At 58.4% G+C, this 13,119-nt stretch carries 9 protein-coding genes; 4 read left to right on the forward strand and 5 right to left on the reverse strand.

The window, feature by feature from the left end; translation table 11 throughout:
• Window positions 1–28 precede the first annotated feature (28 nt).
• Complete coding sequence (gene recJ, locus H6F46_RS14455; protein WP_190355475.1) at window positions 29–2,158, forward strand: single-stranded-DNA-specific exonuclease RecJ; 2,130 nt, start codon at window positions 29–31, stop codon at window positions 2,156–2,158.
• On the opposite strand, the gene H6F46_RS14460 is transcribed toward recJ, so the two are convergent.
• Window positions 2,130–5,153, reverse strand: a complete 3,024-nt coding sequence (locus H6F46_RS14460; RefSeq protein ID WP_190355476.1) for a GGDEF domain-containing phosphodiesterase — start codon at window positions 5,151–5,153, stop codon at window positions 2,130–2,132. The genes recJ and H6F46_RS14460 overlap by 29 nt on opposite strands.
• A 524-nt stretch (window positions 5,154–5,677) precedes the next feature.
• Here H6F46_RS14460 and H6F46_RS14465 point away from each other — a divergent pair.
• The gene (locus H6F46_RS14465; protein ID WP_190355477.1) at window positions 5,678–5,920 is read left to right on the forward strand and encodes a hypothetical protein; all 243 of its coding nucleotides are present in this window, start codon (window positions 5,678–5,680) and stop codon (window positions 5,918–5,920) included.
• Window positions 5,921–6,242: 322 nt separating this feature from the next.
• Here the strand turns inward: H6F46_RS14465 and H6F46_RS14470 are convergent, their stop codons facing one another.
• Complete coding sequence (locus H6F46_RS14470) at window positions 6,243–8,249, reverse strand: CHASE2 domain-containing protein (RefSeq protein ID WP_190355478.1); 2,007 nt, start codon at window positions 8,247–8,249, stop codon at window positions 6,243–6,245.
• Window positions 8,250–8,822: 573 nt separating this feature from the next.
• Here H6F46_RS14470 and H6F46_RS14475 point away from each other — a divergent pair.
• Complete coding sequence (locus tag H6F46_RS14475; protein ID WP_190355479.1) at window positions 8,823–9,797, forward strand: isoaspartyl peptidase/L-asparaginase; 975 nt, start codon at window positions 8,823–8,825, stop codon at window positions 9,795–9,797.
• Between the two features lie 217 nt (window positions 9,798–10,014).
• On the opposite strand, the gene mnmE is transcribed toward H6F46_RS14475, so the two are convergent.
• The 3 genes from mnmE to rpsF all read right to left on the reverse strand — a co-directional run bounded on the left by mnmE (window position 10,015) and on the right by rpsF (window position 12,946).
• Window positions 10,015–11,424: a tRNA uridine-5-carboxymethylaminomethyl(34) synthesis GTPase MnmE gene (gene mnmE, locus H6F46_RS14480; RefSeq protein WP_190355480.1), complete on the reverse strand. Its 1,410-nt coding sequence runs from the start codon at window positions 11,422–11,424 to the stop codon at window positions 10,015–10,017.
• 130 nt (window positions 11,425–11,554) lie between these two features.
• On the reverse strand, window positions 11,555–12,196 hold the full coding sequence (locus H6F46_RS14485) for a DUF1499 domain-containing protein (RefSeq protein ID WP_242027969.1): 642 nt from the start codon (window positions 12,194–12,196) through the stop codon (window positions 11,555–11,557).
• 411 nt (window positions 12,197–12,607) lie between these two features.
• Window positions 12,608–12,946: a 30S ribosomal protein S6 gene (rpsF, locus tag H6F46_RS14490; RefSeq protein WP_099532772.1), complete on the reverse strand. Its 339-nt coding sequence runs from the start codon at window positions 12,944–12,946 to the stop codon at window positions 12,608–12,610.
• Between the two features lie 28 nt (window positions 12,947–12,974).
• Here rpsF and H6F46_RS19150 point away from each other — a divergent pair, with 28 nt between their 5' ends.
• Window positions 12,975–13,112, forward strand: coding sequence for a hypothetical protein (locus H6F46_RS19150; protein ID WP_206753592.1), 138 nt, complete (start codon window positions 12,975–12,977; stop codon window positions 13,110–13,112).
• Window positions 13,113–13,119 lie beyond the last annotated feature (7 nt).

Here is a 13,119-nt window from a genome sequence, read left to right on the forward strand (position 1 = left end):
CGTTTTCTGCACATTCCGGAGCTAAATCATGAGAGCCACGCGCTGGGCGATCGCCCCGGAAGATGCTGATCGCGCCGCTGAAATTGCAGCGGCCACGGGCTTGTCGCCGCTGTTGGCGCAGGTGCTGATTAACCGGGGTGTGGATTCACCGGAGCTGGCGGAGTTGTTTCTCGATCCGGATTTGGCGGCACTGCCCAGCCCGATCGCGGAGTTTCCCGATTTGGCCCCGGCGCTGGATCTGTTGGCGGAGGCGATCGAACGGGGCGATCGGCTCGGGATTTGTGGCGACTACGACGCGGACGGCATGACCAGCACCGCCCTGCTGATCCGCGCCTTCCGCCATTTGGGAGCCGATGTGACCGCCTCGATCCCCAGCCGGATGACCGATGGCTACGGGATTAACCAGCGGATCGTGGAGGAGTTTCACCAAAACGGGATTAGCCTGATCCTGACGGTGGACAACGGGATCGCCGCCTACGAGCCGATCGCCCGGGCCCGGGAGTTGGGGTTGACCGTGATTCTCACGGATCACCACGACGTGCCGCCCAGAATTCCGCCCGCCAACGCAATCCTAAACCCAAAATTGATCGACCCGGCCTCGCCCTACGCCGGATTGGCGGGGGTCGGTGTGGCCTACGTGTTGGCCGTGGCCTTGGCCCAGCGGATGGAGCGATCGGCCCCGTGGAAATCCCTGTTGCAACTGTTCACCCTGGGGACGATCGCCGATCTTGCGCCCTTGACCGGCGTGAATCGCCGCTGGGTCAGGCGGGGCCTCAGTTTGCTGCCCTTTTCGACGGTTCCCGGCATTCGCGCCTTGCAACAGGTGGCGGGGATTAACGTGGCCGGCGATGGGCAAGCGGACGGCAACGCCACGGCCAGCACCAGCAAAGGCCCCCTGAAACCGGAGGCGATCGGCTTTCGGTTGGGGCCGCGGATCAACGCGGTGGGGCGGATTCACCAGCCGGACGTGGTGATCGACCTGCTGACCACCGATGACGATGGCGAGGCCCTGGAGCGGGCCATGCAGTGCGAGGAAATCAACCAGAAGCGCCAACAAATTTGCAACCAAATTGAGCAGGAAGCCCACGCCTGGTATCAAACCAGCAATTTGGATCTGAAGGCGGCGCGGGTGATGCTGGTGGTGCAACCGGATTGGCACCACGGGACGATCGGGATTGTTGCCTCCCGGTTGGTGGAGCGTTACGGCGCGCCCGTGTTCATCGGCACTTACGAAGAGGAGAACCCCGAGCAGGTGCGCGGTTCCGCCCGCAGCATCCCGGAATTCAACGTCTTTGAAGCCCTGGAATATTGCAAAGACCTGCTGACCAAGCATGGCGGCCACCGGGCGGCGGGCGGCTTTTCGCTTCCGGCAGCGAATTTGCCCGCTTTTGAATCGCGGTTGCGGGAATTTGCCCAAACCTGCCTGCAACCGGAGCATATTTGCCCGCTGGTGCAGCCCGATGTGCGGGCCAGCCTGAGCGAGCTGGATGGGGAGCTGTACGAACAAATCGACATGCTGCACCCCTGCGGCATTGGCAACCCGGATCCGGTGTTTTGGTCGCCGGGGTTGCAGGTGGTGGGGCAGCGGCAGTTGGGCCAGGATCGCAAGCATTTGCGGCTCACGGTGTCTGATGGGACGGGCCAAATGGAGGCGATCGCCTGGCGTTGGGGAGATGCGTTTCCGTTGCCGCCCGTGGTGGATGTGGCCTATCAGCTCAAGGAAAACCACTGGAACGGCGCGGTGAATTTGGAATTGGACGTGGTGGCGATCCGGCCCGCTGTCGCTGGTAGTGCCCCGGCGCGATCGCCCGTCCTAGCCGATCGCCCTGCCACCTACGATCCAGCCGTCGTCGTAGACAAGGGGCTTGAGCACCTTGCTCCCCCAAGTCCCAAGCGGGCCAACTTTACCTTCCGCGATCGCCCCTACAACTGCGCCTGGGGCGATCGGGACGGCCAACCGGAACTCCGGATCCGTAACCCCGAGGGTAAAGTGCTGGCCCTTGTTGACGGGGAACCCACCGGACTGCTTGGCCCCAACCGGGAAACGGCCGAGCCGGTGGATTTGAATCATCCTTTCTTTCGATCACTGATTGCCGCCGCCAAAGGGGCCCTAACTGGGGTTGATCCCGCTAATTCAGGCCTAACTGGGGCTGAATGACCGATAGCACCCGATCGCCCCTCAACAATTCCTCCGCCGCGGCCGCCTGCATGGGTTTGGCAAACAAAAAGCCCTGGCCATAGTCACAGCCCAACTGCTCTAGGCATTGCAACTGTTCTGGGGTTTCAATGCCCTCGGCCACCGTGTGGATGTTCAAACTGCGGGCTAAGTTCACGATCGTCCGCACAATGGCGGCGCTGTCTTCCGAGTAGGGCAGATCCTTCACGAAGGAGCGATCGACCTTCAGGGCATTGATGGGGAACTGCTGCAATCGGCTGAGGGAAGAATAGCCCGTGCCGAAATCATCAATGCAGGATTGCACCCCCAACGCCTTGAGCCGTGCCAGCTTATCCACCACCGAATCGACCCGCTCCGCAATCACACTTTCGGTCACCTCAATCCGCAAACAGGCCGGCGGCAAGCCCGTTTCCATCAGGGTTCGTTCAATCTGCTGCACCAAGTTCGCTTGGGCAAACTGTCGCCCCGCAATGTTGACGCTAATGGAGAGGGGGAGATGGCTATGATCCCGATGCCAGTGCGATCGCCACTGTTGCAGTTGGGCACAGGCCGCCGCCAACACCCATTCCCCCAAATGCACAATCAAATCCGTTTCCTCTGCTGCCGCCACCATCACGGACGGTGAGATCCAACCCTGTTGGGGGTGGTTCCAGCGCACCAGGGCTTCAAAGCCCACTAACCGCCGATCTTGAATGCGGACGATCGGTTGGAAATAGACCTCTAAACCGTTGTTGCTGAGGGCTTGGCGCAAATCGCTTTCAATTTGCAACTGCGTGAGGGTGCTGTGGTGCAACATTGGCTCAAAGACTTGGGAGCAGCCCTTGCCGTTGGCCTTGGCACGATACATGGCAATATCCGCATCGCGCATGAGGTTTTGCCAGTTGGCGTAGGGCTGTTGGGTGGCGGGATCCTGGCTGAGGGCCACGCCAATGCTGGCGCTGGTGTAGAAGTCATGGCCATGGATATGAAAGGGCTGTTTCAGGTGTTCCTGCACCCGATCGGCCACCCAAAGGGCTTCCTCACTCGTGCCCACATCATCCAAAATCACGGCAAACTCATCGCCCCCCAGCCGGGCCACGGTGTCGTTGCACCGCAGGCAACTTTGCAGACGGCGGCCAATTTGCACCAAGAGTTCATCGCCCGCATGGTGTCCCAGGCTGTCGTTGACCACTTTGAACCGATCGAGGTCCACATACAACACCCCAAACATCCGATTGGCGTGGCGCTGGGATTGGCTGAGGCAAACTTTCAGCCGATCGACAAATAAGTTTCGATTGGGCAGCCCCGTCAAGGCATCGTAGAACGCGTTGTAGGTTAGCTGTTCTTCCGCCTGTTTGCGGGCGCTGATGTCTTCAACCAAGGCCAGGGTGTAGGGCTGTGCGTCGCTGGCGGATTGCACCAGGGAAACGGTCACATTCACCCACTGGAGCTGACCGTCCTTGCGCAGGTAGCGTTTTTCCAGGGAAAAGGAGGAAATGTCGCCTCGCCAAAGCCGCTGGGATTGTTGGAGGTTTTCGGCCAAGTCGCCGGGATAGGTCAAATCCTGGAAAGTTTGCTGCAAAAGTTCTGCTTCTGTGTAGCCCAGGAGGTTACAGAACCGCTGATTGACATGTAAATAGCGGCCGTTGGGGTCAATTTGGCAAATCCCGATCGCAGCCTGTTCCACAATTGCCCGAAACCGTTCTTCGCTTTCTCGGAGGGCTGCTTCTGAGCGCTTGCGTTTGTCAATGTCGGTAATGGATCCCACCATTCTTTGCACTTGTCCCCGGCGATCCCACTGGGCTTGACCCCGAGCCGAAATCCATTTGTATTGGCCATCGCGACATCGCAGCCGATATTCCATGGAATATTCATCGATTTTGCGGTTGACATAATCGTCAAAGCCCCGCAAAACCCGACCCAAATCATCGGGATGCACTCTAGAAATCCATTCCGATCGGCGGTTGCCAATTTGATCGGCTTGATAGCCCAACATGGATTTCCAGCGGCTGGAGTAGACCACTTCATCGGACTTGGGGTTCCAATCCCAAATGCCGTCATTGTTGCCCTGGAGCACCAGTTGCCAGCGGTCTTCGTTGGATTGCGCCCGATCGGCCAGGCGGGCGGGCAATTGCATCCAGCGATAGATCTGTATACCGCCAATGATCGCCAAGCCACAGCCGGTTAACCAAGTCCAGAGCGATCGACGCGAGTACAGCACCCAACCATCTCGGGGCAGGGCCGCCAGTTCCCAATGGCTGTTGCCCACTTGCAGGAATGATCGCACCGGTTGCTGGCGAGCCAAAATTGATTCCCCAAACTGTCGCTCCAGCGCTTGGCCTCGCACCCACACGGCCAGATGCACCGACGATTGGCGATTGGCGCGCAAATCTTCCACCACTTGATTGACCTTGATCGCCACTTGCACCTGGATGGGGGGTTGACTCGAGGGGGCCAACTGGCGAATGGGCATGGTGGTGTTGATGAGAAGCAGAGGCCGGGGGCGATCGAACTGAAGACGGGGGAGACAAACGGGATTTAAATCCCAGGGTAAATCTGTGGCTAATGTCCAAGAAGGGGCCCGCGATCGACCCGCTGCGATCGGCTGAGGCGGACAAGCGGCTGAAGTGGGAACTCGGGGGTTAATTTCGGTGGGTGACAACGGGGGATAGCGGTATACAACCCGCGGCCCCTGCACCACCTGCACCGCCTGGATGGCCGGATCATCGGCAATGATTGAACCGGCAAAGGCGTTGAATGCTGCGGTGTTGAGTCGCCCTTCGGTGGCAATGTAGGTGGCGAGGCTGTAGCCCAGCATGGCCCGCACCTTCAGGTTGCTTTGAATTTGGGTTTCCAGGGCCGTCAGCTCCGCCGAAATGCGCGATCGTCGATCGTATAAACGGCGATCGCGATCGGCCTGATCAAACAGCCAAGTGCCGGCCAAAATCGCAACAACAGTTCCGCTCGCAACGATCGTGGGTAGCCAAGGCATCTTCATAGACAAAACCAAATAAGCACAAAGCGACTGGGCCGCCGCGTGATTGTTGGGGCTTCGGGGTGGGTGGCGACCTCCCGACAGACAGTTGGCAGGTGAGCGATCAACTGGGCGATCGAGGGCAATCAACGGGGATCGCTATCTGATCCACGGGCGATTGCCAAGCAGTCAACGGGGAATTGATAGGCATCAACGGGGGATTAACAGGTGATTGACAGGTCGTCAACAGGTCGCTAGCAGGTCATGAACAGGGCAATTAACACACAGGCAACTAACACACAGGCAATGGGCGATTGACAGGCAATTAACGATTGACAGGCAATTAAGAGGCAATCAATAGGCAACCCATCGGCAATCAACAGAAAAAATCTTGGCCATTCGTCACCGAGCAGACCGGATGCAATGCTGTGATCAAAGTGATGGCATAACAAAGATCTTTGGAGGAATATCTTTGCTCAAGGGTATTCCTCCAAAGATATTCGCCCCTTCTTGCTTGGTGTTGAACAAGGTCACATTTTAGGTGATGAATGAGAATTGCACCCTTTCATATTTCGTCTGAGGTCTGGATCAAGGGGCTGGTGGCCGCTGGGCCAACGGTCGATCGAGCCGGTTTGGCTCCGGGTTCCCTGCGATCGGTGACCGAGCAGGCTAGTCAATCGGTGGCTGAGTGGGCGATCGGGATTGGGCCATTGCCACGGGATGCGCTTAGGAAGTGGGTTGTGAAGTGGATTGGAAAAGGAACTTTGAAAAAAGCAGCAAAATGCCTTTAAAAAATGACTAAAGAAAATGACTAGAAAAAATCACCCAAGAGCCGGTCGGCAAAATAACTTGAAAAGTGGTTCTAAAATACTTCAGAAATGGCTGAATAATGCTGGTGTTTGCCCAAAAGTCCCATGGGAGACTGGGATAGCCTGAGCTAAGAGAGCTGGAACAGGATGGATCGAGATTGACCGATCCCACACCACTTTCACCCGCACCATTTTCAAAACCTGCCGACCGGGTGATGCGAGTCTTTTTCCATTCTTGGGCCGACGGGGCCGGTTTAACCTTGCTCTTCCAGAATGTGGGAAAGCAGGGGTTGCAGCGAGCATTCTAAGGGGTTTTGTTGAGATCATCTGGCTGCAAAGGTAACAGCACTTGATAGATATTTGTGGCCCGTTCTCGCCCCTTGAGGGTAACTGGGCCAATGAAGCGGGTGGGAAAGCGGTCGCGCACATGGCGATAGGTTTCTTCTTCAATGAAAATGCGACAAAGCCCCCCATCAAAGGACTTGTCATAACTTTCCAATCGGGCGGCTATGTTCACAGTGTCCCCAATAACGGTGTATTCCAACCGGCGGACATTGCCAATGCAACCACTCATGACGGGGCCCGAAGCGATACCAATCCGGATGGCGGCGGTGGGGCGGCCTCGATCGCGCCACTGTTGATTTAAGCGCTGGAGCCGTTGACCCATCTCCACGGCACAGGTGACGGCAGCGATCGCATCGTCACCCACCTGGTGATCGCGCGATTGGGGAACCGGTACGCCAAACAGGGCCATGATTGCGTCGCCAATGAACTTGTTCACGATGCCGTTGCGATCGAGCACGCTTTGGGTCATGGACTGCATATACTCATTCAGCCAGGGAAAGATAATTTCCGGTGGGTTGGATTCCGCGATCGATGTGAACCCCACCAAATCCGCAAACATGACCGTGGCTGGCAAAATCTGCCCAATGAATTCCCCGCGCCGCACAATTTGGTGGCGGCTTTGCCAAATCACCTGGGCCACCTGCGGCGTAACGTAGCGCTCAAACAGCTCGGTGATGGTTTGTCGATCGCGCCGTTCTTTGGCCGCCAACCCCAACGAGGCCCCAAAGGAACCGCCCACCAGCCCTAAAACCGGTGGCACTAGCGGAATCCAAACCATCCATTGCAACGCTTGCCAAGCGGCCGCCAGAATGGCCACGATGCCCAAAGCCGTCATGGCAAACAGCAGCAACGGTTGACGCAGAGTCCAGCCCAGCAGCGTGCCTCCCACCGTCCAAAGCACAATCCAGCCCATTTCCCAGGAGTCGCTCCAAACCTGAAGGAGGGGCCAGCCGTCGATCGCCGCCGACAGCAGTTGGCTGGCGATCGTGGCATGAATTTCCACGCCGGAGGTCAGTTGTGGGCCCTGGTCTGTGTCGCTGTAGGGGGTATAGAACCGATCGCCCAGACTTTCCGCCGTGACCCCCACCAATACCAGTCGATCGTAGAGGGCATCTAGGGGCACTCGTCGATTCAAAACATCATTGGCCGAATAAACCTGGAACCCGCAATTGTGCTGGCTGTCGGTGGGACAGGCCAAGCCGCGATAGTCCAACAGCAGTTGATAGCCATCATCGATCGCCCCCACATAGGCTCCGTCATTACCCTGAAAGGGGGCGATGGTGGCGCGACCCAGTTGATAGAGGCCCGCTTCTTCATCAAGGGCTTCCAACGTGATCGGGTTGGGTTGGCGCTCCAGATAGTTCAGCGCCAATTGGGTTCCCAAACCAAAGACCGCTTGATCCTGCTGGTCAGCCAAGGACAAAATCGCCCGCCGTACCTTGCGATCGGGATCCAGCAGCAAATCCGACGCGGCGATCGCCCCAGGTTTGTGGATGAGGGCCGGGGGCGGCGCGATGCCCTCGCCACTGACCTTGCGGATCCCCACCAGGCGATCGGACTGGCGCAGCAACTTTTCCAGGCGATCGTTGCCCGGGGGCATGGGAAAATCCCGCACCAAATCCAGCCCAATCATCCGGGGTTCATACTCTTCCAACGTTTCCAGCAAGTCCGCCAACTTTTCATCGGACAGGGGCCATTGCCGAAACAAGCGCAAGTCCGCTTCCGTCACCACCACCAACACCACCCGTTGCTCCAAACGGGCCGGCCGCCACCGCACCAGCAAATCAAACGCGGCCCACTCTGTCCCCTGCATCCAGCCCAACCCCCGCACCATCACCACCACCACCGCCACCAACAGGGCGATCGCTGTCCCATCGCGCCAAGACAACAACACTGACCCGGCCCATAACCGATTCAGGAGGCGAATCCATTTCGTAAGGGTTTTAAGCAAGGGTTGAGCCAACATGGAACGCAGGCGACGGTGGGCGGATGGTCATGGGGATGGCCGGGCCGGTCAGGTGCTAAATCATTGCTTCGTTGATCCGCTCAGATCTCTTTGAAGTTTCTCGGATCTCCTGAAATCTTCTCGGATCTCCTTGAACCTCCTTAGATCTACTCAGATCGCTGGATTGCTATGAATTGATGATGCTTGAGATCAGTAATTGAGTGAGAGTCGCCGCGATCACCCCCTACCTTAGCCTTGAATCCTCAGAATCGCTGATTCTGGAACATTTGTAGCCTGCTTGGCTGGAGAACGAGCAAGATCCCCGAATTAGAACGAAGAGGCGTTGCGGGCCAAGGCGGCGGCTGGTTCGTCAAAATTGATACTTGAATGGTCTCCTTCTTACCCCCTAGTCCCGTCGCGATCGGGATCGGGTCGGTGTTTGGTTGGCATCGGGTCGAGTCTTAGCAAATCCCGATCGACCCGTTTCATGGATTCTCTAAGGCTTTCGCCCTCTTCCGATGCCCTGGACAAGCCTCCCCCAAAGCCGGACAATCTGAGGCGGTCTTTTTGCGATCGCCCTTTTGATCACCCGCCATGAGTCAAGCATCTACACAACCCAATACCCAACCCAAATTGATCATCCACGGCGGTGCGGGCAGCTCGCTCCAGGGCAAAGGGGGCGTGGCTGCGGTGCGGGCGCTGCTGTCCGGCATTGTGGAACAGGTCTATGAACGTTTGTTGGCCGGGGCCAGCGCCCAGGAAGCGGTGGTGCTGGGCTGTCGGTTGTTGGAAGATGAACCGCGCTTCAATGCGGGTACGGGATCGGTGTTGCAGTCCGATGGGCAAATTCGCATGAGCGCATCTCTGATGGATGGCAGCGCCCAACGGTTCAGCGGCACGATTAATGTGTCGCGGATCCAAAACCCGATCGAACTGGCGGCCTTTTTGCAAACCCAGAGCGATCGGGTGTTGTCGGATGTGGGATCGGCGGAGTTGGCGCGGGAGCTAGCCCTGCCGATCTATAACCCGCTCACGGATTTGCGGCTGAACGAGTGGATCGAGGAGCGCAAGGACAACTTCAGCAGGCGATCGATGGCTTCCACGATCGCCGAAGTCGAGGCCGGTGCGCGATCGGACTCGGCGGGCCGCGGCACGATCGGGGTGGTAGCGCTGGATCAGCAAGGGTGCGTGGCGGCCGGCACATCCACCGGGGGCAAAGGCTTTGAGCGCATTGGCCGGGTCAGCGACTCCGCCACCCCAGCGGGCAACTACGCCACGGCCCGCGCGGGCGTGAGCTGCACTGGCATTGGCGAAGACATTTTGGACGAATGCTTGGCGGCCAAGATCGCGATCCGGGTGGATGACGGCTTGGGCCTGGCAGCGGCCTTTGAAAAGTCGATGGCGGAGGCGGCCGATCGGGGTCGCGATTTGGGGGCGATCGGGCTGGATGCCACCGGGGCGATCGCCTGGGGCAAAACCAGTGAAGTCTTGCTGGCGGCCTACCACAACGGCACGACCCTGGGCGACACGCTGGAGTTGCCCGACGGGTTGCAAGTGGGCAGTTGCTAGGGGCGATCGGCGGATCAAAGTCTGGGTAGGGGCGTACCGCCGTACGCCCTCAAAGGTTTGGCCGGTTTCAATCCATTCCGATTGGCATAATTTTGACCCGGCCAACCGTCAAGGCATGGTCGATACAAGCGCAAGGTCGGGTAGGGGCGTACCGCTGTACGCCCCTACGGGGTTGACCGGTTTTGATCGACGGCCCCTAGGGGTTTCTGTGGGTTGATTATTTACCAATACAAAAGCGGCTGAAAATTCGATCGAGCACGGATTCTGTGACCTCTTCGCCAGTGATTTCCCCCAGGGCTTGAATCGCGTCCCGCAGGTCGATCGTCCAAAAATCCAGGGGCAATTGTTGATCCATGGTTTCGCAGACCCGCCCGATCGCCTGTTGGGCCCGCAGCAAGGCCGCCGCCTGCCGCTGATTAATCGCCACATCCAAATCCGCCGCCTGCACCCGACCCGATCGGGCAATTTGCAAAATCGCCTGCTCCAAATCGTCAATGCCGCGCCCTTCCGCCGCCGCCGTGTAAACCACCTGGGCAAAATCCTGGGGCAACAGAGACGAAATCGTTTCCGGAGCCACCAAATCGATTTTGTTCACCACCAAAATGGTCGGCGGCAGAGGTCGGTCGGGGTCGGCGGCGCGGATTTGTTCATAGATGGCCCGATCGCCCCCCGTCCAGCCCCGGGGCGCTTCGATCACCAACAGCAGCAGATCCGCCGATCGGGCCGCAGCCCGCGATCGCTCCACTCCAATTTTTTCCACCAGGTCATCGGTTTCCCGAATCCCCGCCGTATCCAGCACTTGGATCGGGATGCCGCCCACCACCAGCCGCGATTCCACCACGTCCCGCGTGGTTCCCGGCAACTCCGTGACGATCGCCCGATCGCTCCGGCTCCAGGCGTTCAACAGGCTGGACTTGCCCGCGTTCGGTCGCCCGACGATCGCCACCTTCAAGCCGCTGCGCAACAGCTCACCCCGATCGGCCGTGGCCAACCAGCGATCGACCTGGGTAGCGATGGTTTGCAGGGCCGCCGTCACGGCAGGCAAATCCAGCGGCGGCAGGTCATCTTCAAAATCAATGCGGGCCTCAATTTCCGCCAACCAGTCCATACAGCTCGATCGCAAATCGCGAATCGGCCGGGCCAGCTTCCCTTGCACCCCCGCCAAGGCCGCCTGGGCCGCCTGGGGCGACTGGGCCCCCACCAAGTCCGCGATGCTTTCCGCCTGGGTCAGGTCAATCCGCCCATTCAAAAACGCCCGCAGCGTAAATTCCCCCGGTTGCCCCAGACGCGCCCCCTGCTGCAAACAGAGCTGTAGCGTTTGTTGCACCACCATCATTCCCCCGTGGCAGTGGAGTTCCACCACGTCCTCGCGGGTGTAGGTGCGCGGAGCCGCCATCAGTAGCAACAGGGCTTCGTCAACGGTTTCGCCCGTTTGGGGATTGTGCAAATAGCCATACAAAATTCGGTGGCTTTCCCAGGGTTGGGAGCCAGGGGCCCGAAAAATTCGCCGGGCGATCGCCCAGGACTCGGGCCCTGACATCCGCACAATGCCAACGCTGCCCTGTTGCGGCACAATTGCCGTGGCGATCGCGGCGATCGTGTCTTGCTTTGTGGCCGATGCACCCATAGGTTCGGTCTGTTGCAATCCTCTGCAATGGTTCTGTTTTCAGGAATCAGGGGACTAATCTAGGGCATGAATTCGCCCAAATTAGCCCATGGGTTTAGAAAACTCATTCAGGGGCTGAATTATGAGGAGATTAACTCTCAGGAGTTGAATTCCCAGAAGTTGAATTCGAGGGTGTGGGGATCAATGCGGCCTGTTCCAAAGCCAGCTTTTGGGTCAATTGGGCCCGCAGGGTTTCGATGCGCTGGCGATTGAGTCCCAAGTCTGATTCTCCCAATCGCGAAGCCGATCGCACCTGAATTTGATTGGTTTCTCCATCCAGCAAAAATTCCACATCATCCACAAACCCCAGCAGCGGTGTGGCAAATTCTGCGTAGAGATAATCGGGCGATTCAGTAATCACGGTGGTGCGTTCCGTCGCTTTCACCAATTCGGTCAGGGCCGCAAAGACATGATCCGCATCGCCCATAATCTGGAGCGGGGCGATCGTATGTTGCAAATCCGTGATTGGGGTTTGGCTGCTGACGCAATTGGGACTGTTGGGACAGGGGCGAAGTTGACCCGCCACTGCGCCCAAGTTTTCGGGGCGATTGCCCGCAAACAAATTGCCAAAAACAGAACCCATGACCGGCCCGGGCGCGGCCCAGGCCGTGGTTGCCGGTAGCCACAGCAGCAGGGCCGCCACCCAAGCCAACCAGCCGGGGGCGTTGCCGTTGCCCGATCGCAGCGAATGGCTTTGGGTTCTGAACTGATTTTGATCTTGTGGTTTCCCCATCACCCCACCCATAGGTTGCATCCGCCGTTTGTTAATTTTGGGTCTTGAATTGAATGAACTGAATTGGACGAACTGAGCTTAGCCAATTGAGTTGGATCGGCTCAGTTTTTAGCCTAGTTGAGCTGAATTTTGGTCAAGTCAATTGGGCAAATCTTCAGGCCAGCACTGTTGCAAAATCAGGGATGCATCTTCACGGAGCCAGCCCGACGCTGCGGAACGGATGCGTTCGATCGATTTCCCTGGCCCTAGAGTAACGATTTCCCAAAAAGTTGGCTGGCTGGGATCAGGGTTTGAGCAAAACCACGGGCGCAAACATGAGCGCAAAAAAGGGCGCGGTAGCTCCCACGCCCTGGCCCTTAAGTTGTTTTGGTTTGAACGGAAGCTCAAACCCCACTCGATCGAGCTTGGGATTTAAGCAGCCGATTCCGCTTCGGCGGCGGCCTTCACCTTGCGAGGATCGAGCTTAATCGTCAGGTAGCGAATCACGTCTTCGCTGAGGCGCATGGCCTTTTCCATGGGGGCGATGTGGCTGCCGGTGGCGTGTTCGTAGTTCATTTGGATGTACACGCCTTCGCGGCAACGGTTGATTTCATAGGACAATCGGCGCTTGCCACGGTGTTGGATTTCGAGGCCGGTGGCTCCTTGCTCCGTCAGCATCGTCCGATATTTGTTGATGTTGGCATCCACGGCCTCTTCGTTGAGGTCGGGGCGCAGGATGTACATCGTTTCGTAGAGGCGATTTGCAGACATGGATGGGTAGTTCCTTGCGGACAATAGAATGGTCGATCGGGCTGACTGGGGGGCAATGCTGAGGGCCCCGCTGTTGCCGATCGACAAGGATTCACGGGCTGTATATCATACCCCACCGAGGGGCTGCCCGATCGCCCGAATTCTCCCGATCGCCCCGATGCCGTGAACAGCGA

The organism is Limnothrix sp. FACHB-1083 (assembly GCF_014696485.1).
Lineage (GTDB): Bacteria > Cyanobacteriota > Cyanobacteriia > CACIAM-69d > CACIAM-69d > CACIAM-69d.